At 51.6% G+C, this 23,071-nt stretch carries 21 protein-coding genes; 15 read left to right on the top strand and 6 right to left on the bottom strand.

Annotated features, from left to right (window positions below):
* Positions 1–255 (top strand): IS3 family transposase (locus NTV65_10635; protein ID MCX6115651.1); only part of this gene is annotated, 255 nt, incomplete at its 5' end.
* Positions 256–265: 10 nt separating this feature from the next.
* On the opposite strand, the gene NTV65_10630 is transcribed toward NTV65_10635, so the two are convergent.
* From NTV65_10630 to NTV65_10620, 3 genes are read right to left on the bottom strand one after another with little or no spacing between them, the layout of a single operon-like run.
* Complete coding sequence (locus NTV65_10630; GenBank protein ID MCX6115650.1) at positions 266–799, bottom strand: glycosyltransferase; 534 nt, start codon at positions 797–799, stop codon at positions 266–268.
* A gap of 46 nt (positions 800–845) precedes the next feature.
* Positions 846–1,244, bottom strand: a complete 399-nt coding sequence (locus tag NTV65_10625; protein ID MCX6115649.1) for a hypothetical protein — start codon at positions 1,242–1,244, stop codon at positions 846–848.
* Positions 1,245–1,282: 38 nt separating this feature from the next.
* The gene (locus NTV65_10620; protein ID MCX6115648.1) at positions 1,283–1,579 is read right to left on the bottom strand and encodes a hypothetical protein; all 297 of its coding nucleotides are present in this window, start codon (positions 1,577–1,579) and stop codon (positions 1,283–1,285) included.
* Positions 1,580–1,649: 70 nt separating this feature from the next.
* On the opposite strand from NTV65_10620, the gene NTV65_10615 reads away from it, so the two are divergent.
* Together NTV65_10615 and mnmA are read left to right on the top strand one after the other, a co-directional pair.
* Positions 1,650–2,780 carry a cysteine desulfurase family protein gene (locus NTV65_10615; protein ID MCX6115647.1) on the top strand — a complete coding sequence of 377 codons (1,131 nt, stop codon included), beginning with the start codon at positions 1,650–1,652 and terminating at the stop codon, positions 2,778–2,780.
* Positions 2,777–3,931 carry a tRNA 2-thiouridine(34) synthase MnmA gene (mnmA, locus tag NTV65_10610; GenBank protein MCX6115646.1) on the top strand — a complete coding sequence of 385 codons (1,155 nt, stop codon included), beginning with the start codon at positions 2,777–2,779 and terminating at the stop codon, positions 3,929–3,931. The genes NTV65_10615 and mnmA overlap by 4 nt, the downstream gene beginning before the upstream one ends.
* A gap of 103 nt (positions 3,932–4,034) precedes the next feature.
* On the opposite strand, the gene NTV65_10605 is transcribed toward mnmA, so the two are convergent.
* Complete coding sequence (locus NTV65_10605) at positions 4,035–5,285, bottom strand: protein phosphatase 2C domain-containing protein (GenBank protein ID MCX6115645.1); 1,251 nt, start codon at positions 5,283–5,285, stop codon at positions 4,035–4,037.
* Positions 5,286–5,529: 244 nt separating this feature from the next.
* Between NTV65_10605 and rnc the strand changes: the two genes are divergently transcribed.
* Positions 5,530–6,408 (top strand): ribonuclease III, encoded by an 879-nt coding sequence (gene rnc, locus NTV65_10600; GenBank protein ID MCX6115644.1) that lies wholly within the window; start codon positions 5,530–5,532, stop codon positions 6,406–6,408.
* The gene (gene der / locus NTV65_10595; GenBank protein ID MCX6115643.1) at positions 6,395–7,861 is read left to right on the top strand and encodes a ribosome biogenesis GTPase Der; all 1,467 of its coding nucleotides are present in this window, start codon (positions 6,395–6,397) and stop codon (positions 7,859–7,861) included. Before rnc ends, der begins: the two co-directional genes overlap by 14 nt.
* On the opposite strand, the gene NTV65_10590 is transcribed toward der, so the two are convergent.
* Positions 7,858–8,781, bottom strand: coding sequence for a hypothetical protein (locus tag NTV65_10590; GenBank protein MCX6115642.1), 924 nt, complete (start codon positions 8,779–8,781; stop codon positions 7,858–7,860). The genes der and NTV65_10590 overlap by 4 nt on opposite strands.
* Before the next feature lie 251 nt (positions 8,782–9,032).
* Between NTV65_10590 and guaA the strand changes: the two genes are divergently transcribed.
* Together guaA and NTV65_10580 are read left to right on the top strand one after the other, a co-directional pair.
* On the top strand, positions 9,033–10,565 hold the full coding sequence (guaA, locus tag NTV65_10585) for a glutamine-hydrolyzing GMP synthase (GenBank protein MCX6115641.1): 1,533 nt from the start codon (positions 9,033–9,035) through the stop codon (positions 10,563–10,565).
* The gene (locus NTV65_10580) at positions 10,566–10,769 is read left to right on the top strand and encodes a hypothetical protein (protein ID MCX6115640.1); all 204 of its coding nucleotides are present in this window, start codon (positions 10,566–10,568) and stop codon (positions 10,767–10,769) included. It abuts the gene before it with no gap.
* Positions 10,770–10,771: 2 nt separating this feature from the next.
* Here the strand turns inward: NTV65_10580 and NTV65_10575 are convergent, their stop codons facing one another.
* On the bottom strand, positions 10,772–11,014 hold the full coding sequence (locus NTV65_10575; GenBank protein ID MCX6115639.1) for a hypothetical protein: 243 nt from the start codon (positions 11,012–11,014) through the stop codon (positions 10,772–10,774).
* Positions 11,015–11,284: 270 nt separating this feature from the next.
* On the opposite strand from NTV65_10575, the gene NTV65_10570 reads away from it, so the two are divergent.
* The 8 genes from NTV65_10570 to nadC form a co-directional block, all read left to right on the top strand.
* On the top strand, positions 11,285–11,641 hold the full coding sequence (locus tag NTV65_10570) for a hypothetical protein (GenBank protein MCX6115638.1): 357 nt from the start codon (positions 11,285–11,287) through the stop codon (positions 11,639–11,641).
* 36 nt (positions 11,642–11,677) lie between these two features.
* On the top strand, positions 11,678–12,343 hold the full coding sequence (locus tag NTV65_10565; protein MCX6115637.1) for a hypothetical protein: 666 nt from the start codon (positions 11,678–11,680) through the stop codon (positions 12,341–12,343).
* A 62-nt stretch (positions 12,344–12,405) separates the two neighbouring features.
* Entirely contained in the window at positions 12,406–13,323 is a 918-nt protein-coding gene (locus NTV65_10560) for a hypothetical protein (protein MCX6115636.1), read from the top strand.
* A 170-nt stretch (positions 13,324–13,493) separates the two neighbouring features.
* Positions 13,494–16,277, top strand: coding sequence for a 2-oxoglutarate dehydrogenase E1 component (locus tag NTV65_10555; protein ID MCX6115635.1), 2,784 nt, complete (start codon positions 13,494–13,496; stop codon positions 16,275–16,277).
* Positions 16,278–16,316: 39 nt separating this feature from the next.
* Positions 16,317–17,702: a hypothetical protein gene (locus NTV65_10550; protein MCX6115634.1), complete on the top strand. Its 1,386-nt coding sequence runs from the start codon at positions 16,317–16,319 to the stop codon at positions 17,700–17,702.
* 145 nt (positions 17,703–17,847) lie between these two features.
* Positions 17,848–21,267, top strand: a complete 3,420-nt coding sequence (gene dnaE, locus NTV65_10545) for a DNA polymerase III subunit alpha (protein MCX6115633.1) — start codon at positions 17,848–17,850, stop codon at positions 21,265–21,267.
* 45 nt (positions 21,268–21,312) lie between these two features.
* Entirely contained in the window at positions 21,313–22,395 is a 1,083-nt protein-coding gene (locus NTV65_10540) for an AI-2E family transporter (protein MCX6115632.1), read from the top strand.
* Between the two features lie 15 nt (positions 22,396–22,410).
* Positions 22,411–23,071 (top strand): carboxylating nicotinate-nucleotide diphosphorylase (gene nadC, locus NTV65_10535; protein ID MCX6115631.1); only part of this gene is annotated, 661 nt, incomplete at its 3' end.

Here is a 23,071-nt window from a genome sequence, read left to right as displayed (position 1 = left end):
TTCGGACGATTTAAAGTCGAGTTCGGAGACCCTGAGCGGTTCTCATCGCTATCCGAGCTGATGGAGGCTATCTACTGCTACATCGGCTACTACAACACCGAACGGATCCATTCCGCTCATAGGGCGCCTCCAGCAATTGCCCGAAAACGTGCTCAAGCTCAACTAACAACTTATCAACAAGTTATGAGTCTCCCCCCTCGAGCACCCCCCTCCAGCCCCTGCGGGGCTGAGGAACAGCCGATGCTACTGATTTAAGACTATGTGTTCAAAGAAAGGGGACCTTGACAGAGCGTGTTGCTGTCGGTGGTGCTGTATACCAGGCGACGTCGTGTCCCTTGTATACGGTTACTAACTTGTCTTGCGAGACCCCTAGATCTTGCAGGTATCTCTCGACAGCTTTTGAAACGCACAGGATCTTTCGTACGCGTGGATTAAGGAAGGTAAGCCACGAGGAGGGGTCGAACCAACTTAGGTGCCCAACCGTTCCGCGGTAGGTAACGATCGAGAGATCTAGTCCAAATAGCCCGAGGTTCGCACAGGAGAGAGCTGCGTTTGAGAGTGCGTAGACGAGATCGATCTGCTCCGATTTAACTATGCGGCGTAAAGCCAACATTCCCTTAATATCAAGACGACTTGAGAGCGGAAAGCGTAAGATAGTGATGTTAGAGTCGCGCAGGATCTGCGCGTGCGCGTTCTCCTCTTGCAGCAGGACCTGTACTGTTGCGCCACGGTTCTTTAATCCCACCAAGATATGGGCTTCAGGCCTGTCGAGCGCTTTGGCGATAACGAGGATACGCATCTGTAGGGGCTAGGAAAATAAATCGTTGCAATACTGCAACGTTGCATTAGCGTAGATCATTCGGGCAGGGCTCTGCAATTGAGATAAATTGTATTAATTTAGCAGCTGTTTTTGGCCCAACCCCGCGTGTTAGTTCGAGCGCCTGCTGCTCGCTTAGGCCCTGCTTACCATCGCCCTGCAGCGAGGCGCGCATCTTAAATCGGTTTGTAAGTAGATCGCTTGCTAATCTGTCCGATACCCCTGAGATCAGTTCGAGCGCGGTGAAGTCGGCGCAAAGAATTGGAAGCTTTAATCCCATCGCTAAGCGGGACTCCGCATCGATAGAAGGGGAAGGGGTAAACCATTCGGCTTGTGGGGTAACGATCTGAGCGGAGAGTCTTGCTATCTCCCTAACTAAGATTATTAACGCTAAGACGATGGTAAGCCCTGCATAGCGCCATTTCATCTTTGTATTTCGGAGTTTTTAACTCCAAGTTGCGTCGCTCATACTACTTTATTAAGCTTGCCCTGTTTGGGTTGCTGCTCAGAGCCGTGCTTATCGTCCTCGTCGCTAATAGATTGATCGGCGAAGATGCCCTCCGTTCGTTTCTCGCTCTGTATTGCACGTGTCTTATCATCACGGGTCTGGGTGGCGCTACCCTGGGCCCTGGCCTGATTTTGGCTATTTTGAACCCCTGCGGCCTGCGCTGCCTCTGTGCTACGGGTTTGCTGCGCCGGGAATCCGGCTGCGATGACCTGAGCGCCTAAAACCGCTATACTTTGCGTAGATAATGGAGCCATTGTAACCTCTCTCCTAACTTTATGGTCGGAGGTTTATGTCGATGGCATTAGATTCTGGGGCTTTTTGCCTGTGATTAGCTACGATTGTGACGTAAACGGTACATATACCCCTGATGAGGTAATTCAGGGAGTTATCTCTAAGTGCGCTCGGCAACTTGGAAATCCGAGCTCTACTCACCGTGGGGGGCAGCGCGCGAAGGCTACCGTTGAGGAGGCCAGGGCAGCTGTGCGCCGATTGGTAGGGGCGCACCCCAGCGATACCGTTATCTTTACCTCCGGCGCTACGGAGGCCAATAATACCATCGTTGCCTCATGTGCACGCCAATCGGGGCGAATGGTTTCTACGTTGATAGAGCACCCCTGTATCTTAGAGCCCCTTAAGAGGCTCTTAGCCGAGGGGCGTGATGTGGCGCTGGTTGCGCCAGATGCTGGGTGTCGCATCTCTCCTGAGGCGATATTTGAAGTGCTAACACCCGATACGGCGTTGGTCTCCGTTATGGCGGCAAATAACGAGGTTGGTGTTATTAATCCGATGCTTGAGATCGTAAGAGCCGTTAGGCAGCGCGCTCCACATGCCGTAATACACACCGATGCTGCGCAGTTTGTCGGTAAGGTTGCGAGTGATATGCAGGAGCTTGGGGTTGATGTCATGACACTCTCTGCTCACAAGTTAGGAGCGCTTAGTGGAACTGGGGTTATTATCGCGCGTGAGGGGATCTCTATTGCGCCCTTACTTGTTGGTGGTGCGCAGGAGGGGAAGCTTCGTGGTGGAACTGAGAACGTACTTGGCATCGCGGTGCTCGGCGCGGTTGCCGATCTGATCCGTTTAGATCTTACGCGGCGCATCTCTGCCATGCGCATAGCGCGCGACACCTTTGAGGATGAGATAGTGCGGGCGCTACCTGGATGTGAGGTTAATGCGCAGAATGGGCTGCGCCTACCTAATACGACTAGTCTATATATCCCCGGCATACGAGCTGATGATCTAATAGTGGCGTTGGATCTAGCGGGGGTCCTGATATCCTCAGGTGCTGCCTGTTCCTCCGGAAAGCCTGAGCCCTCACATGTGCTAATGGCGATGGGGCAGCCTTCCAGTAGGATTAGATCGACGGTTCGTGTTAGCTTTAGAGCCGATAGTGAGCGTAGCGAGATCCTGCAGGTCGTTACAGCGTTTAAGCGAGCTGTTACTAGGATGATATGACTACCGATACACACACACATAGCTCTAAGACCCCCAGCTCTATAGTTGTAGCCATGTCAGGCGGAGTCGACTCCTCCGTGGCTGCATACCTGCTGGCAAAAACCAGGGTGGAAACTGGGGTACAGCTCGTTGGAGTCTCCATGCAGGTCTGGGACTATAAGAAAAACTCGGCCGAGAACAGTCGAGCAACGTGTTGTAGTCCCGCTGATTTTTGTGATGCTCGTCGTGTTGCTGCCACTCTTGATATTCCTTACTACGTGGTTGATTTCGAAGAGACCTTTCAGCGCGAAGTTATACAACGTTTCGTAGAGAGCTATCAGCGAGGCTTAACCCCTAACCCCTGTATCGACTGTAACAGTAAGGTAAAGTTTAGGGAGCTGCGTGAGCGTGCAAAGGGCTTTGGGTGTAGCCACGTTGCAACTGGACACTATGCACGTATTACAAAAAGTGTCGCAGGGTTTCATCTTTTACGGGGGCGCGACCTCGAAAAAGACCAGAGTTATTTTCTCTATACCTGTAGGCAGGAGGAGCTAGAGCAGACCCTCTTTCCGGTTGGAGATTACACGAAGCCAGAGATCCGCGAGATTGCGCGTGAAGCTGGATTACTTACGGCCGACAAGCCGGAGAGTCAGGATATCTGCTTCGTTGCAGGGAGTGTACAAGATTTTGTGGCCAAGATAGGTGGACGTAAACCTAGGGGCGCATTCGTGACAAAAGACGGCGCAAAGCTTGGCGAGCACGACGGTATTCACCGCTATACCGTTGGTCAGCGTAGAGGCCTAAACTTAGGCGGCAGCCCTGAGCCGCTATACGTTGTTGATATCGATGCCGCTAGCGATCGAGTCATAGTTGGTCCGCGCAAAGACCTTAAGCGAGAAGGATTCCTAGTCGAGGATATGCAATGGGTAAATCCTGAGCTTCTTCGGCGTATGCAGGATGTGGATGGTGGTGCTGGATATGAGCAGGAGCTAATAGTACAGGTACGCTCACGTCACCAAGGCGTTAGGGCGCGTATGCATGTTATTGACCCACAGAGATGCCAAATCTCATGGTGTGAGGATTGGGCCGCCGTATCGCCTGGTCAGGCGGCGGTCATGTACGATCTAAATAATGAGGAATTGCTCGCGGGTGGGCGTATAGCTAAGGAGTAGTCAGCTCCTTAAGCTTCTGTCTATAACTCACTAGCACCTCGATCCCAAAAGCCAGGGTAACGAGCGTTGGCATCTAAAAACGAGTAGTAGTAGCAGGTCAGGTCTAGTTAGCGCGATAAAGGATGAGTTCGTTAGTAGCGCGCAGCCTCATACTGAGCTCGCGAGCAAGTTCTCGCAGTATCAGCACGCCGGCTTCGGGCGATCTAAGTATAAAGCCCTCAAGAAATAGCGCACTAACCTTGAGAAGCTTTGAATTTGAACAGCATCGAACTGTGGCCGAGCGCGGTTCTTGACTAAACCACGACATCTCACCGAAGTGATTTCCCCTTGAAAGTTTGGCGATTACGGTATCGTTTACAAGCACCTCGAAGTCGCCCTCAAGTATAATGTAGATATTCTGTTCAACATCGCCCTGATTAAAGAGCAGATCGCTTGGATCGTTGTACATAATAACCGAGTTGCTTACGATCTGCATAATTGACCGCGGATCTAGTGAGCGAAATAGGAACATATCCTGCAGGGAGCTTGTCTTTTGCAACACCTCCCAAGTGCGCGCCTGTTGAAGGGCCTCATCGCTTATATCGGAGAGGGAATCGGCGACTATTACGGTAGCATCGTCGCTATGATTTTCACTACGAATCTCATGGTCCTTGGCATGCGATGCCTGTACTAGCAGCTGGGCTACGGTATCTTGAGATGAATTTGCAAGTACCGCTTTAATCTCATCCGCCGTTAGCGCGGTCGTTACACCGTCGGTAGCTAGCACGAAACGATCGCCCGGTAGAATATCGAGCTGTAAGGTATTAACAACAACGGCCTCCATCGGCCCAAGCGCTCGGGAGAGCACCCGACCGTAGGCCCATTTGGCAGCCTTGGCTTCCGTCATAAGGCCGCGGTCGATAAGCTCCTGGGAAAGTGTGTGGTCCTTCGTTAGCTGTGTAAGCTGATCGTTACGGTATAGATAAACCCTGCTGCTACCAACGTGGGCAACTATGCCGAGGTTCCCTGTGATAAGGAGCATCGCTAGGGTGGTTCCCATGCCTGCCAGGGAGGGCTCCGCAGCAGCCATGCGATAAATCTCAGTGTTGGCGGTCAGAATGGCTGATGTGACTAGATCTACAAGGGTCTCCTTGGATTCAGTTCCGGCCGCAAAGCCCAGGATAGCTTCCTGGTGTTTACGCAGGTAGTTTAGCGTTGTGTTGCAAGCAAGCTGAGCAGCAGTCTCTCCCCCCCTATGACCCCCCATTCCATCGCAGACCAGGTGAATACCAAGCCGATCATCAACGAGGTAAGCATCTTGATTTGTTGCCTTTGATGAGCCGGCCTGAGACGCACTAGAGTGCTTACATTTCATAGGGACCTTTAGTTGGATACGGGGTGGATGTACCTAATAATATATAATTAGGGTGATTTCGGAAAGGTAGGCGATTGCATGGACCTACCGAAGCCCAGCAGCACGATTTTGAATAGTGGGTAGTTTCTGCTAAACTAACCCCTTGTTTGTCTTCCTCTCAATCACCAAAGAGAGCTGCAGTAGGGCCATCCTGCGCGGCTACTTTTGTGATTGTGAGGCTCTGTAGTGAAATAAGGAGCCTTTCATGAGATTTGGAATAGTTAATAACTCCGGCGATGAAAACGACGGAGAGAAGAAAATACCGCGCACAGCACCAGAGCCTTTAGGGCGTGAATGCTACGACGAGATTGAAGCAAAGCTCGGCTATAAATTTAAGGATCTGGACTGGCTGGAGCGCGCGTTAACTCACCGCTCCGTGCATGCCAAGGGTGCCAAGAGCGACTACGAGCGACTTGAATTTCTAGGTGACGCTGTTTTTGACCTGGCCGTGGCACACCTCCTGCTTGATCAACATACGGATGCCCGTGAGGGCGAGCTATCTAAGATGAGAGCGGCGCTTGTGAACACGTCATCTCTAGCAGAGATCTCGCGCAGCTTAAAGCTTGGAAAGTTTATCAGACTAAGTCGAGGAGAGTTGGCGAGTGGCGGCTCTGAGCGCGCATCAATTCTGGCCGATGTGCTTGAGGCCGTACTTGGCGCTGTATACCGCGAGGGCGGCTACGATGTTGCCAAGAGCTGTATCGAGCGACTACTTGGTAGTCAGCTCGTTACCGTTACCCCACGAGATCCTAAGACAGAGCTACAGGAGGCGTTACACGCCGCCGGTAGTGAGGTTCCAGTTTACCGACTTGAGTGTGTAGAGGGGCCTGAACATGCGCCTGTATTTATCTCAGTAGTTGAGGTGGATCAACAGATCGTAGGGCGTGGACGTGGACCAACTAAGAAAGCCTCTCAGCAGGCCGCAGCAGAGGAGGCGTTAGCCCATCTTAAGCCGGCTGATGATATCGATGCTAAGTTTCTTGTCGCAGCAGAGAGTTCAGACTCCCCTGAGATAAATGGTGAGGCTGCAGAGATGCCTGCCGCAACAGCGGCGGTGAAAGAGGTTAATCATGAGGAGAGATAGTACACTTCCGACCATCTGTATCGTTGGAAGAACCAACGTAGGGAAATCCACCTTATTTAACGCGCTTGCGGGTAGGCGTAAGGCGGTAGTAAAGGATCAGCCTGGGGTGACCAGGGATCGTTACTACGAGGTGGTGACCCGCTTTGATTTTCCATTCACACTGATTGATACCGGAGCCCTGATAGGAGAGGAGAACATCGCGTTGCACGAATCGGTGCAAGCGCAGACCGAGATCGCCATGAAGCAGAGCGATCTCGTTATCGTTGTTTTTGATGGATTGCATGGCCTGCACCCACTTGATAGCGAGGTACTCAAACTAGTTCGTCTGATCGGAAAACCCGCTATCTACGTTGCTAACAAGTGCGAGAAGCCATCGGCAGCCATGACGGCAACTGAGCTGTATGGACTCGGAGTGGATGAGATTATTCCGCTAAGCGCTGCACACAGACGGGGTATCCGCGAGCTGCTTAGTAAGATGAAGGAGCTAATCGGACCGATCAATGTTGTATCCGAGCTGCCTGAGGAGCAGGAGTTTGGCGATAACGATGAGATCGATCTAGCGCTGTTTGAGGAGAACGGCCCTCTTAAGGAGGAGCCTCTAGATAGCTCGACTATTAATATCGCTATTATCGGAAAACCCAACGTGGGCAAGAGCACCTTCGTTAATAAGCTGCTCGGCGAGGAGCGTATGATCTGCTCGCCGATAGCGGGAACAACTCGCGACAGTATTAAGAGCGATTTAAGCAGGGATGGGCGTGATTTTGAGATCGTTGATACAGCAGGACTTCGTAAGAAGGCCGGTGTGCACGAGAATTCAGTCGAGCGCTTTAGCAACATTCGCACCCTGCGCTCGCTAGCGCAGAGTGATGTGGCGGTATTTTTGTTGGATGCCTCTGAAGGCACGCCAACCGAGCAGGATGCCAGGATTGTTGGGCTAGCGCACGATAAGGGAAAGAGTCTCGTTATCGTTGTTAATAAGTGGGATCTAATTGAAAAGGATGGCCGTATTGCGGAGGCCTATCGTGCGGTTGTGCGCGAGGTCTTTAAATTCGCAGCCTATGCACCGGTGGTATTCGTATCGGCGTTAACTGGGCAGCGCTGCTTGGCTGTGCTTGATACCGTTATCGAGGTGTGCGAGGCGGCGCGTGTTCGTCTCTCGACATCTGAGGCTAATAAGGTCTTTAGCAATGCGTTTGCTGTAAAACCACCTCCGGTGTACCGCGGTAATCCGGTAAAATTACTTTACGTTACTCAGGTAGCTACAAAACCACCAACGTTTGCCGTGTTTGTAAACTACCCTGAACGGCTTAGATTTAATTATGAGCGTTATCTTAAGAACAGTGTGCGCAAGATCTATCCCTTTATTGGAAATGATATCCGGATTCTCTTTAGGCGCAGAAGTCGCTTGACCAACGAGAGGCGACGGGGTCTCAAGTCTCGTATCAACTACTAGCTAGTGGCAATATCTGAGATTATACAGATCTTGCGCTCCTCTGAGAGTGCGTGCAGCTCGCTGATATTCTTCTCCTTTACGTTAAGTAATATTGCGGAGCTCTTGTCGGCTTTGAGCACTAGATAATCCTTGAACGGGGAGCTTTTTTTATTATCTACCAGAAACTGCTCGATCAGTTTTAAGCGCTGCTCCTGAACCTTAGTGCTCCTAATTTTAGCGGTCTGTGCTGCGCTGAAGATAACGTAACCTGGGTTTAGGCAGTTGTTCTCTGGTTTAACAAAGGTTCCGATAAATGGTGTTGAGACCGGTTTGCCGCTTAGCAGCAGCATGTCACCCTCTATCAGGTAGGGGCGAATAACGCGTGAGATCTCGGCATTGAGCTGATTTGCAGCTAGCAGCGTCGCAAGCGATCCTTTTTCTCGTACGACCTCGTTTAGCCCGAGGAAGCCTAGGATGGCGGGGTTCTCAAGTTTAGAGGTGCTTTCGGTTACAATAGTAAGGTACGGATTATTGTTATCGATGCTGACGGATGTGTGTGGGCCGATACCGATAGTAAGGTTGCCTGAAATCTTGTAACTCTTCTTGTTAATAACGATCTCGGAGTAGACCGGAGGTTGGGCATCTCCATTAAAGCGAATAAAGATGTGCTTGGTATCTTTTGCAGGAAATGCCTCTATATTGAACTCCTGCGGCGCGGTGGCCGGACCAACTAAAACGAAGAGGCCCTGTGCACCAGGTTTAGTGCTGAGCACCACCTTGGTCTGTCCATCCGTACTCTGATAGACCCCGGATGCCATCGTCTGAATAAAGTCTCCATGCGCATGGAGATAACCGTACGGGGTAGGGGCGAGTAGGAGGGCAAGCGAAGCCAGTAGCCACGCCACAGATCCTTTAAACGGAGATGAGATTATCTTATCCACAAAAATGATCCTATAAAACTATTCCAGCAAGCCGGCTAGCAAGGCGCCTAGCGATAGTTGCCGCCCCACCTAGTTATACTAATCGGATGTTCGCTAGGGAAAGCTTGAGCTATAATGGTGACTAGTTACCGGTAAAACCTGATGAATAGTTACGAGCTATACTTTGTTCTGATTACTTGAGACACTGCAACCTGCTAGGGTGATTGCAATAGCCCTGTTGCGCAAACGAAGTTTTACCTAGTGAGGCAATTGTGATCCTGATCCTAGATTTCGGTTCTCAGTACACACAACTAATAGCCAGGCGTGTACGTGAGTTGAGCGTATATAGCGAGGTTAAGCCTTGCACTACCGACCCCAGCTCGGTCGATTTGCGACAGGTCAAGGGTATTATCCTCTCTGGCGGACCGGCTAGTGTTACTGACACCGACGCGCCTGATTTTAATCTGGCATGGCTCTCCACTGGACTCCCAACCCTTGGTATCTGCTACGGCATGCAGCTTATGGCGCATCACTTTGGGGGTACGCTTGGGCGGGGTGCGGCGCGTGAGTACGGGCCATCTTCGATTAAGATCGAGCGCTCAGAGGGGCTTTTTGGAGCCTGGAGTAGGGGCGAGACCCTCTCGGTTTGGATGAGTCACGGCGATCACGTTGAGAGTCTTCCTGAAGGGTTCGTGACGTTGGCGTCGAGCGGGGGGGCTCCGATCGCTGCGATGCAGCATTCATCAAAGCCATTTGTAGCGTTGCAGTTTCATCCAGAGGTTGTGCACACCCCACAGGGCAAGCAGATCTTGCAAGGCTTCGTGCACGGCATGGCGGGCTGCTTGCCGGATTGGACCCCTGAAAATTTTATTGAGCAATCGGTTAAGAGGGTCTCGGAACAGGTCGGACCAACTGCGCAGGTTCTTTGCGCACTGAGCGGCGGGGTGGATTCAACCGTAGCGGCGGTACTTGTATCGCGAGCGCTAGGAAAAAGGCTGCACTGTTTATTCGTTGAGACCGGCTTGATGCGTAAGGGCGAGGCGGTATCGGTTATGCAGCGGCTCAAGGGGCTCGATCTTAACGTCGAGATGATTGACGCTAGCGAGAGGTTTCTAAGCGAGCTGACCGGCGTGACGGATCCTGAGCAGAAGCGTAAGATTATCGGACGGGTCTTTATCGAGGTCTTTGAGGAGCGCGCTAAAACCATCAAAAACGTGACTCATCTAGTGCAGGGCACCCTCTATCCAGATGTAATCGAGAGCCTCTCCGTGCGCGGGCCCTCCGCCACGATTAAAACCCACCATAACGTAGGGGGGCTTCCAGAGCGGCTTAATTTTAAGTTGATTGAACCCTTCCGTGAGCTATTTAAGGATGAGGTGCGTGCGCTTGGGCGTGAGCTTGAGATGCCACAAGAGATCCTGCAGCGCCAACCCTTTCCAGGGCCGGGGCTGGCCGTGCGGGTACTTGGTGAGGTTACCCGTGAGCGCGTAAAAGTACTGCAGGAGGCGGACCATATATTTCTAGAAGAGATCCGGGCTGAGGGGCTTTATCCAGGGTTGTGGCAAACTTTTGCGGTGCTTCTGCCAGTCAGGAGCGTTGGAGTAATGGGGGATGGGCGTACCTACGACGAGACGATAGCGCTTAGGGCGGTCTACTCAGAGGACGGCATGACAGCTGATTGGGCTGCGCTACCAGAGGCGCTTCTACGTCGAGTTAGCAATCGCATCGTAAACGAGGTTAAGGGGGTAAATCGGGTTGTACTCGATATATCCAGCAAGCCTCCGGCAACGATCGAGTGGGAATAGATGGAAGAAAGTTGGAGCCGTATCATAGAGGTTGATGGAGAGCGCTTTGAGGTGCTTTTTATTCGACGCCCATTTCGCGAAGGGCTTGAGGTTCGCGTTGATGTACGTGGAACGATTATCGCCATCGCTGAGCTAGGGCTTGGCGAGAGCGCCCTAGTTGAACAGGCAACCGTCAAAATTCGCCAAGAGTTGGCGAAGCGTTAACGCTAGACCGTAATATTAAGCACATGAAACTCGAGCGGGAGGTTCTCCGGTGGTGGAGACTCCGTAGTGCTCGCTGCGACCACAACCTCCTCTGAGGGTGAGGCAATCAGAGGCTGCTCAAGTTGTTTGCGGCGCTCCCTATTCATCGAATCTCGGCTCTTTGCGATTCGATCGGCAGTTCCCCGTATGCCGGGGGTCCCGTAGGCAGGACTAATGAGAAGACTATAGTTTTTTTCGACTTGCATGATGCCCTCCTTGGCAGCAGTTAAAGAGTCATATCTTTCCCTGATACTCTATAGTTTCGGCGATCGGCTAGTAAAACTTAAGGCGCACTAGTTTGTAAGCGCAAATTATAGCCAAATTTACTGTATAATAGCTGGGTTATCCCATAACCCATTGAGCTTCCAAGCACGCCAAATAGCTCTGCTGTATCAAGTCCGGATGTTAATTGGCCGAACTTTTACTTAGGCGGGAGTTTCTCGGGTCGAACGCTAAAATGGAGCATCAGAATAAGTATGGCCAGCGATAAAAAGAACACAGCTATATTTACAGCTTTCGACGATTTCGAGCAGCCGGAGTTGGCAACTCCTGAGAAAAACCTGCTACGCGCCGTGTTGCTAAACGCCATAGCAGACATGAATAGAGAGGGCGAGTTCTCTCGTAAGGCCAAGGATTATTTCATCAGTGGTGAGGACGATTACGTATTTTCGTTTCAATCTGTGTGCTCCTTCCTTAACGTTAACCCACACCACATCTTAATTTTGGTGGGGATCGAACACTCTGATCGCTTTCCACTTAAGTTGCCTGAGATCTCTAGAGATGGGGCAATTGACATCATAATAGACCCTGAGCTCAGCAAACTGATACAGTGAGTTGCCGCGACTCTCCGTGCTCGTTAATATGAAGCCATGCGACGAATTTCAACTCCGCAAGAGGAGGCATACGTAGGGCTAAAGTTTATACAGCGAGAGGGTCGTGATGCTTGTGCGCCCCTGGTTATATTTGTTCATGGGCGTGCTGGAACCCGACAGGTGATGTGGTTCTTTGAGCAGTGCCTTCCGAATGGTGCATCAATAGTTGCTTTTGAAGCTTTTTTGCCCGATCCGCTAGGTGGATTTAGTTGGTGGGACTTTGAGACCCCTGAATCGAAAAAAGATCAGATCAAGCGTGCTGCCAAGCAACTTTCTTTAGCTATAGAGCGATTTATAACGTTAGGGTCACTAACGCCAAGCAAGGTTATCGCGCTTGGGTTTTCACAGGGCGCTGTACTTCTCTCTAGCGCGATGCTCTCTGGCGATATAGCCCTCGATGGTCTCGGTGTGCTAGCAGGGCTGGTCCCTGAGCCTGATGGGCCAACGTATATTCACGACAAGCCGCAGATCTTCATCGCGCACGGTATTAAGGACGAGGTTATTCAGGTTGAGCGCGCCCGTCTTGGGGTTGAGCTACTTAGGGAGCTCGGGCTGCATGTAACCTATATCGAGGAGGGGGTTGGTCATAAGGTTGGCATAGAGGGAACAAGGGGCTTAAAGCATTGGGTATTTGAGCTCCTGGGTGAGTCAAATCACCAATAGAGCACAACAGGAAGCTTTTAAGCGCTTTTCGTCATCTAAAAAGGGGGGGGGAACGGCATTCAATGGCAGTCACAATTTTAAGTAGAGTAATCGACGAGAGCTTCGTTAAAACCCTCACCAAAGTGGGAACCTCTAGCTCGAGCGACTCGACTGGTCAAACAACGCTAAGAGCCAAGCAGGAGGTCTCGCTCTCTGAGGGGCTTCGTAGTGGAGCTCGTAGCTTCGGTGCCGGTATTCAACTTCTAAACATCGGCATCTCATACATCAACGTATCGCGTGCTGCGAATGAAAAGCTGCTGGGAGTAGTAGAAAAACTGGAGAGAGTTCTCACTAAGGCCAGCAGGGGCGGTATAACCCCTGGTAAGGCTCAGAGTCTTAAGCAGAGCTTTGGCGAATTGGTGGGTGATTTTGAGGGGGTGCTCAAGGAGACCGCAGCTCAGGATACAAACGTTTTTAAGGTAGATGATTTGGCAAATATATTGGCCAGGGCCGGGCTAGATCGAGATAACGTTAATGAGATATCAAACGCCTTTAAAAAGATAACATCACTCTCTGACTCCCGTATCGACACATCGGGAGAGGTGTCGACGAGTGCTGATTTAATCCCCAAAGAGCAATTCTACCGCGTTTTAAAGCAGGCGATTCGTGATCCAGACGAGGTGGTTGGCGACGATGATGGCTCGGGGGGCTTCTCGGCGGTACGTTCGGGCATGAAAAAGTTGCGCCAAACGCTGCAGTCAAACGTCAAGGCGCTCAATCAGACAACGGATGTGATTGCAAGCAACATAGAGCTCGTTCGAGCTGTTGGACTCGCCATGCTAGACCTTTCGAGCTCCATAGCTGGTGATGCCACGGCCGCTTCGATTGCGGAGGAGCTACAGGCCAGAATCCGCACAAGCGCCCCACTCCTGCTTAGCCAGGCGCATAACCTAGAGGCTATCTCGGTGGCTGGATTATTGGCGGTCAGGGGTAAGGCTTGAGGTCTTGAGGTAAGTACCCATGAACTATAGTAAAAAGTGCCAAACAGATGAATAAATTGTAAATTAAAGCTTTTTGCCTAGAAGATCGATCACTTTACTCAGACCCCCTTTAAGGATGCCTGGGTGTTCTGCTAGGCTAATGCGCAACTTGTCAAAATAACTAGGGAAATATGGACGGCAACAGGTTATTATCATTTGGATCAAATGCTGGATATTTAACGGAGCTCTACCAGCTCTATCTCTCAGATCCAACGCTGCTAGAGCCTGAGTGGGTTGAGTTCTTTAATGCGCTCGATCTTTCAAATGATCACGCGCACACGAATGGACATAATACAACCGTAGCACCTGAGAGCAGCGCCAAGTATATCTCTACTAGCAATAACAACGCACTCGCCGATAGAGTCGTTGATGGATTTAGAAGGTACGGACATCTGGCTGCGCGAGTGAGCCCACTTGTGCACGGCGGTATGACGCCGATCTCTGCACCTGAATTACACCCTTCGTTCTACGGAGAGGCGCAATCGGCCGAGTCTGTTCCACTCTCTTCTTATCTATTTGGTGCTAAGCGTTGCGATTCACTTGCGGAGTTAATTCGCACGCTCTCTGATATTTACTGCGGCTCAATCGGGTTTGAATTTTCTCATATTACAAGTACCGAGGAACGTGAGTGGTTACGCAAGCGCATTGAGCAGCGGCTATCGCAGCCCTCCGTGGTAAGTAAAACAGTTAAGATGAAGATCTTTCTCGACCTAATGCGGGGCGAGCTCTTTGAATCCGAGCTGCACCGGAAGTACGTAGGCGCAAAGCGTTTTTCGTGTGAGGGTAATGAAACCATCCTGCCAGCGCTCTCGACCGTTATTCGTGATGCGGCTCTGGCCGGGCTGCAGGGTATTATTTTCGGCATGGCGCATCGTGGACGTCTTAACATCCTAACGAATATTATAAATAAACCACTTGAGGAGATCTTTGAAGAGTTTGAAGATCTGACTATAGCGGCTGTTGTGGGAGCCGGTGATGTAAAGTACCACCTTGGTTACGAGTCGGTGTGTCAACAAGATGGAAAAGCTATTAAGTTAATGATGGTACCGAATCCATCGCATCTTGAATTCGTAAATCCTGTTGTTGAGGGTATCGCACGCGCCCTTCAGGATAAACAATACGATCGCGACCGGCGTAGCGTATTACCCCTTGTTCTGCACGGTGACGCAGCCTTGGCTGGACAGGGCGTTGCATTTGAGACCATTAACTTCTCTGGCCTTGAGGGCTACTCGACCGGTGGAACGCTGCACATCGTTACGAATAACCAGATAGGCTTTACCACAACAGCGGACGAGTCGCGCTCGACCAGGTACTGCACCGATCTAGCCAAGGGCATCGACGCTCCTATATTCCACGTTAACTGCGAAGATCCTGAGGGGGCGTGTTGGACAGTCTCTCTTGCGCTGGAGTATCGCAACACCTTCGGCAAGGATGTTTTCGTTGACCTGATCGGACACCGCAAGCACGGCCATAATGAAGGAGATGATCCAAGCTTTACGCAGCCCCTTACCTATGCAGAGCTGAAGGGCAAGCAGCCAATTTGGCAACAATACGGAGAGCAACTGCTAGCCGAGGGTGTTGTTAATCAGGGCTGGCTCGATACAGCAGTTAGCGATTATAAGGGCTTCTTTGCTAGCGCGCATGAACGCATCTCTACAGCTACCAAGGTGGAACTCAGCACGATGCGCGGTCAGCTTACACCGCTACCGGATTCGACAGGTGTTAAAGTTGCAACCCTTAAGAGGGTTGCGCGCGCATTGGTAGAGTTTCCTGAAGGTTTCGTGCCGCACGCAAAGTTAGCTAAAATTATCGAGAAACGGGTCGAGAGCGTCGAATCAGGAAAGGGTATTGAGTGGGGCGTTGCAGAGGCGCTAGCTTTTGGTTCGCTCTTACTGGAGGGCCGCTCAGTTCGTTTCAGTGGTCAGGATTCCGGTCGTGGTACATTTAGCCAGCGTCATCTTCTGCTGGATAATTTCCAAACTGGTGATAACTGGAGCCCATTGCAGGCGTTGGCCGAGCGCGAAGGGTCCACGGCCCGTTTTGAGCTCTATAATAGCCCGCTTTCAGAGGCGGCTGTGATCGGATTTGAATTCGGATATGCAGCAACCGATCTTCATGGTCTGACGATTTGGGAGGCTCAGTTTGGAGATTTCGCAAACGGCGCGCAGGTTATCCTAGATCAGTTCCTATCGAGCTCCGAGGCCAAGTGGGGCCAGCTATCGGGTCTTACATTAATGCTGCCGCATGGCTACGAAGGGCAGGGTCCTGAGCACTCGAGCGCGCGCCTAGAGCGCTACTTGCAGATGTGCGCTGAGTGCAACATGCGGGTCTGCTACCCATCAACTGCAGCACAGCACTTCCATCTTCTGCGACGGCAGGCCCTGACGGATATTAAGCGGCCGCTGATAATTATGACGCCCAAGAGCTTACTGCGGCTGCCGAGCGCTATGAGCGCCCTCTCTGAGATGAGTAATGGCAGCTTTCGGCCAGTTATTGAGGATAACTTGAATGATAGCGCAACGTGCCGCAACGTAGTGCTCTTGAGCGGCAAGGTTTATCACGATGTACAGGCAGCGTTAAAGGAGCACGAAAAGCTTTCAGCTCGCATTGTGCGGGTTGAGGAGCTCTATCCCTTCCCGCAGGCCCAGATCTCGGAGATAATCTCTGAGATTATTAAGGAGAGTGGAGCGCAGCGTGTGATCTGGCTACAGGAAGAGCCGCAAAATATGGGTGCTTGGACCCACGTTGCTCCGTACCTAAGGGCTGCCAGCCAGGTTGAGCCGCTCTATATTGGGCGACCAGCCTCGGCAGCAACCTCGACCGGCTCCTCAAAGCACCACGTTATCGAGCAGAGAAAGATTCTGAGCGAGCTAATCTCATACCTGACGGAAGGGCCCCCCAATACCGTTAAATAACCTTGAATGAAAGCCTAGATGGTGTAGCCTGTAAGGTACATGTACGCCATTTTTTACGACCTTGAAACCACAGACAAAAACCCGATTGGACAGATCCTTAACTACTCATTCGTGATGGTAGATGATGATCTGCAGCCGATCGATGAGATCTCAGGGCTCGTTAAGATCTCGCGGCTGCAGTTACCCGAAGCGGGCGCTATACTTGCCAATCGCACCAACGTGCTAGAGCACCAACGTATCGCAAGCGATCATGAGCGTGATGCGATGCGCAGGATTGAGGCCTTTCTTTCAGCTTGTATTCAACGTGCCAGGGGAGCCGTAGCGTTTGTTGGGTATAACTCTTCGCGTTTCGATCTCCCGTACCTGCGCACCAGTTTAGTTCGTAACGGTTTTAATCCATATTTTGGTGGAAAGCTAAGCCCGCACGATCTGCTGCACGCCTGTCAAAAGGCCTATCTTATCTCTGCTCCATTTCGTGCACTGATTAAGGAGCAACGTAAGGGCGAAAAAAAACTCTCGCTGTCTTTGCAAACTGTAGGCAAGGCGCTCGGGCTGCTTGATGGCACACAGGCGCACGAGTCGCGCGAGGACGTTATGCTGACTATCAAGGTGGCTGAGTGGCTCAAGCGCGAGTGCGGCATTGACGTTACGACCTATGAGCCTTATGAGGGCTTAAAGCTGCACTCAACGGCCCGTTCCGGTGCCGTCTATATGATGGAGGAGCCTGAGTACGACATTACTCTTGATACGCATCTAGCAACTACTCCGATGACACTGCTGGCAAACGACAACAAGCGGGCGCTTTGGATTAACCTTGAACGGTATAGCGTCAAACAGGATCCGTCAGCTATCTCCTGGCGCTCAGCGCAGAAGAGCGCCTTCTTCGTATCGGATCAGGCTCTGCAGCTCTCTGATGTTCAGGCCCTGGCACGTGCGGCCATTAAGCAATTTAGCGCGATTAACTTGACGAATTTCTTTTCAACAACCACCTGCGATATTGAGCAGTTTATCTACCGCATGGATTTCCAGTGCATGGATCTACTCTCTCGGGCCATTCGAGAGAATAAACGCGAGCTACTAGCTTCGTTAAAGGGGCCAGAGGCTAAGGTGCTCTTTACCCGTTATCGCCTTAGCTCCCCAGAGCTAGATCTCTCCGAGCCAGCTAGCGCTGATATGCTAAGGCGCTATGCGCTGCACCGTTACGGCGCAAAGCTCCAGATGGCTCGCACTATCCGGGAGGAGGGAGCTGAGGGTAATTACCATACAACGTTGGGCCAGATGGTGCAGGCTTTACAGCAAAACAGGGACGCGGCACTGCTGCAGGGTAATACCGATGATATCGCCCTACTGGATGCCCTGGAGGGCTTTTACCGGGGCTCTGAGCTGGTTAGGGTGGCGGGGGGTGAGCTGCTCCCGACCTGGTAAAGCGCTGGGAGCGCTACCCTCTAGTTTGTTGAATATATCGGCAAGCATGGCGATCCTTATACTTGAGCGGCGGACCGCGAGAGGGTAGAGTTAGGGTTTGTTTCTAGAGTCTTTTTTCTGGTCTCACTTTTTACCCTGAGGCGTAGTGTCGCAGTTCGTTCACCTCCATCTTCATACCCAATATAGCTTGCTCGACGGGGCCAATAAACTTCCCGACGTTCTTGAGCACGCCGCGCGTTTAGGACAACCCGCCATAGCAATGACCGATCACGGTAATATGCACGGGGCTGTTGAGTTTTATTCGGAGGCTAAAAAAATAGGCATCAAGCCGCTTATTGGTTGCGAATTGTATGTTACGGCAGGCTCCCGCCACGAACGCACCATGCGTGCTCAGGGCGGATCTAGTACCTGTCACTTAACTGTTCTGGCGGCAAATAAAACTGGTTACCACAACCTCTGCAAGCTCTCTAGTTTGGCCTATAAGGAGGGGTTTTATTTTAAGCCGCGCGTTGATCACGAACTCCTTGAGCGTTACTCCGAGGGCTTAATCATACTGAGCGGTTGTCTGGCTGGAGAGCTCGCTAACGCTACAGAGCTAGACGATTACCGTGCTGCTAAACAGGTAGCTGAGTTCTATCAACGGGTCTTTAAGGATCGCTATTACCTAGAGATTCAACCTCACCAGATTAAAGAGCAACAGAAGCATAATGCGGCTGTGATCGATCTAGCAAAGAGTATGGGTATTCCGTTGGTGGCAACAACCGATTGCCACTACCTTGATAAGGAGGATCACTTCGCGCAGGAGGTGCTGATGTGCATCTCTACCGGCAAGAATATCCAGGACCCTGATCGTCTTCGTCACGAGGGCATTCATCTGCACCTTAAAACCTCAGAAGAGATGCTCGAGGAGTTCGGTGCCATTAGTGAGGTGCCGGAGGCTATTAAAAACACAGCGCTAATCGCTACTCAGTGCGACCTCTCCTTTGATTCAAAGACCTACTTTATGCCGCTCTTTAAGAGCGAGGATACCCGCCCATTAATAGATCTGATGGCAGAGATAGCGCGCGAGGGGCTTAAGAAGCGAGTTGAGCTGCTTTCAACAGCAACGAGTTGGACCTCGGCCCTGGCGCAGGCGTACCGCGACCGCCTTGAAGAAGAGATCGCTCTAATCGGAAAGATGGGCTTTGCGGGATATTTTCTGGTGGTGGCGGACTTTATCGTTTGGGCCAAGGATAGCGCCATACCGGTAGGACCCGGTCGTGGCTCCGTTGCCGGGTCATTGGTAGCGTATGCCATGCGTATTACCGAGGTGGATCCGATCTCGAATAAGTTATTCTTTGAGCGGTTCTTAAATCCAGAACGTGTCAGCATGCCTGATATAGATGTCGATTTCTGCATTAATGGACGCGCGCGCGTGCTTAAGTATGTGGTTGAAAAATACGGTAAAGAGAACGTTGCTCAGATCGTAACCTTCGGAACGCTCAAAGCGAAGGCTGCTATTAAGGACGTTGGTCGCGCATTAGGCATGAGCTATGCAGAGACCGATCGTATCGCACAACTTGTGCCAGCACCGCGCCAGGGTTTTGATTATCCTTTGAGCGAGGCCATTAAGATGGAGCCGCGTCTCGCTGAGTATGCGGCGGGAGAGGGGCAGCAACTAATAGCGCTCGCTAGGAAGCTTGAGGGTCTTACCCGCCACTCATCAACGCACGCGGCTGGTGTTGTAATCGGAGATCGCCCGCTCGATGAGCTTCTTCCGATGATGGTTGATAAGGACGGTAACAACGTTACGCAGTACTCGATGACCTACGTTGAGAAGATCGGTCTAGTAAAGTTCGACTTTCTGGGGCTTAAGACACTGACGGTGCTTCATACTGCGCTTGAAATTATAAAGGGCAGCCGCGGTGTTACACTTGACCTAAATACGTTACCAATTAACGATCAGAGGACCTACTCGTTACTGTGTGGCGGTAATACGACCGGGGTATTCCAACTTGAGTCGAGCGGCATTACGGAGATGGTTATCCGCTTAAAGCCCAGCGGCTTTGATGATGTCGTAGCTATTTTGGCGCTCTATCGACCGGGGCCACTTGATGCCGGCATGGTCGATCGTTACATCGAACGCAAGCACGGACGTGAGCCGATCGTCTATCTACACCCCCTGATGAAGGAGATCTTAGCCGATACTTACGGCGTAATCCTCTATCAGGAGCAGATTATGCAGCTTGCGCGCGTACTCTCCGGGTACTCGCTAGGAGAGGCCGATCTACTCAGAAAGGCGATGGGTAAGAAGGATCCCGAGGAGATGGCGAAACAGGAGTCCCGTTTCGTGGGTGGTGCTGTGGAGCGCGGGATTGATAAGCGCCTGGCGGATGAGATCTTCCAGCAGATGGAGACCTTTGCGCGTTACGGATTTAATAGAAGCCATACGGCGGCCTATGCTTTGATCTCATTTCAGACTGCATACCTCAAGGCGCACTACGGTGTGGAGTTCATGGCAGCGCTGATGACGCACGACATGGATGATAGCGACAAAACTTTCAAGAACTTTAACGAGTGTCGAAAGCAGGGCATCTCGGTGCTCCCCCCTAACGTTAATGAAAGCGCGGCTGGATTCGCAGTGCTGGGGGCCAAGATCCTGTTCGGCCTGGAGGCTATTAAGGGAACTGGGCAGAAGGCCGTAGAGGCGATTCTTGCAGCACGTCAGAGTGGACCCTTTCAGAATCTTGAAGATCTGATCGCGCGTGTCGATCTGCGCCAGGTGAATAAACGGGTCTTTGAGAATATAATTCGTAGCGGTGGTTTAGATTTCAGTAAGACATCGCGGCGTGAGATGTTTGAGCGACTTGAGGAGTTGCTTAAGATCTTCGGCACTCAGAAAGACGTCGATCCGAATCAGATTTCACTCTTTGGCTCAGCCCAATCCCGTCCAACGGTGTCGAAGAGGTTCGTTACTCTGTCAGAGTGGCCGATTAATCAAAAGCTGGCCTATGAGCGCGAGGCGCTCGGGTTTTATATCTCTGGTCATCCACTGGAGAAGTTTAAGGGAGATCTTAAGCGGCTTGGTGCTTTAACGAGTGCGGATGTAAAGGTTACGAAGCTCAAAGATGTAAAGGTGGGCGGGGTAATTACCGCACTCAAGCTCAAGAATACCAAGAAGGGGGACCGCTACGCGACCTTTGCGTTTGAAGACTGGCTCGGCACGGTTGATTCGATCGTTTGGCCCGACACCTATCGGCAGATTCAGAGCCTTATTGTGGCCGATGATCCGGTGCTAATAACTGGACGGGCCGATGTTACAGCGGAGCGTTGTGCTCTAATAGTAGAGAAGATGGAGTCGCTGATAGCGCTACGTGATCGCAACGCAACCCAGGGATTCCTGATGCTTACGGCACTAGATGACATGGAGGCCAGGCTACCCAAGGTGCAATCTCTCTTTCAGCGCCACACCGGCACCTGTCCCATCAAGGTCCGCTTACAGCTAGATGAGGGCGAGGTTTCTATAGTTTTACGGGATAACGCTAGGTTTGTGTGCTGCCCTCCGAAGCGCTATGTGAAGAGGTAGAGCAGATCTTTGGCCGACCGGTACTTAGCTTTATGTAGGGAGCGTATGACGACACCTAGACAATCGTTCCTTCCGCCGTTATGGATACTTAGCTGTGCTACCCTGGTTGGGGTGGTGTGGCTCGCCATCGAGCTGCGCGAGTTATTGGTGCTTCTGGTCGTGGGGTACTTCATCGCCTACGCCATAGATCCGATACTGGCCAGGCTTGAGAGGCGCGGAGTTGCAAGGGTCTATGGCTTTTGGATCGTGCTTGTTGGGCTGCTGGCGATCTTTGCGCTGGTAGGGATTACGGCACTGCCAACCATACTCGATGAATTTCGAAGATTAAGTGAGAACCTTAATCGCTATCTTGAGGTTGGGCATGGGCGGCTCGGGCCATTACTGGAGCGGGCACGTGGGCTACTACCGAGCTGGTTGCGCGAGAGTCATAGCATCGAGGAGCTTCTTGCTACTCTACCTTCTAGTCTGCCATTAGTTAGTGGCGATACCATTAAGAGCATCGGTAACGCCCTTATCGGTACCCTGCTGAGTGGCTACGACAGGGTGTTAACCCTGGTGAACATCGCGCTATTGCCCTTTATCGTATATTATCTAGCAATTGATCTTAGGCGCATCCACGGCTTTATCTTTGGGCTCTTCCCTCTGACTAAGCGCAGAAAGGTTAGCGAGATCTTCACCGAGATCGATATGTACGTTTCGTCGTTCGTGCGCGGACAGGCTATCGTGTGCTCAATACTCTTCGTTCTCTACTCTATCGGGCTTGGCCTAGTGGGGGTTGACCTGTGGTTACTACTCGCCGCTATCTCAGGCTTCGGTAATATTATTCCTTACCTCGGTTTTATTATAGGTATCCTGTTAAGCTCCCTGATGGCGTTGGTTACCTTCGGTGATTTTACGCATGTGTTATGGGTCTGGGGGGTGTATGCAATCGTGCAGGCCTTGGAGGGGACGGTTATTACACCAAGGGTTCTTGGAGAATCACTGGGGCTCTCGCCACTTGTGATTATCCTAGCGCTTTTTGCGGGTGGACAGCTTTTTGGACTGCTCGGGATCTTTCTTGCGGTTCCAACTGCTGCGGCGCTTAGAGTAGTAGTGCGGCACTCCTATATGTGGGCCTTTAATCGCTAGGAGCTATGAGAGTATATGAAGGGTGCCCCGTTAGTTAGAAAACTTGTTGCACTAGCGCTCGAAGAGGACCTCGCGCTGGGCGACGTCACCTCGGAGCTCTCAGTTTCGCGCGATCATCAATCGATCGCGCGCATTATCGCACGACAGCCCTTGGTTGTGTGCGGCATTGAGGTCATCTCTATGATTATAGAGGAGGCTAAGTTCCATGTGACTGTAAATAATCGCTGCCAGGACGGCACACTCGTTCAATCAGAGGTTGTACTGGCGGAACTTTCCGGCTTAACCCGCGAGATCCTCGCAGCAGAGAGAACAGTCCTTAACTTTCTTCAGAGGCTTAGCGGTGTAGCTACGCACACGAGGGACTTCGTTGCCGAAGCGAATGGATTGGTTGTGCTTGATACGAGAAAGACGCTACCCGGCTGGCGGATGCTTGATAAGTATGCGGTTACGGTTGGTGGTGGAAAAAATCACCGTTTTTCACTTGGTGATATGATCCTCGTTAAGAATAATCATATCGATGCTAACTCGCACGGTATGCGTGGAGCTTTGCAGAGGATCCTCGACCAGAAGCCGTTCTATATGCCGTGGGAGGTTGAGGTTCGAAATACAGAGGAGCTACTAGCAGCACTTGATTTTAAGCCAAGTATCATCATGCTCGATAACTTTTCTGATGATG

It is taken from the genome of Pseudomonadota bacterium, assembly GCA_026390555.1.
Classification (GTDB): domain Bacteria; phylum Bdellovibrionota_C; class UBA2361; order UBA2361; family OMII01; genus OMII01.
This window is presented reverse-complemented; position numbering and strand designations above follow the sequence as displayed.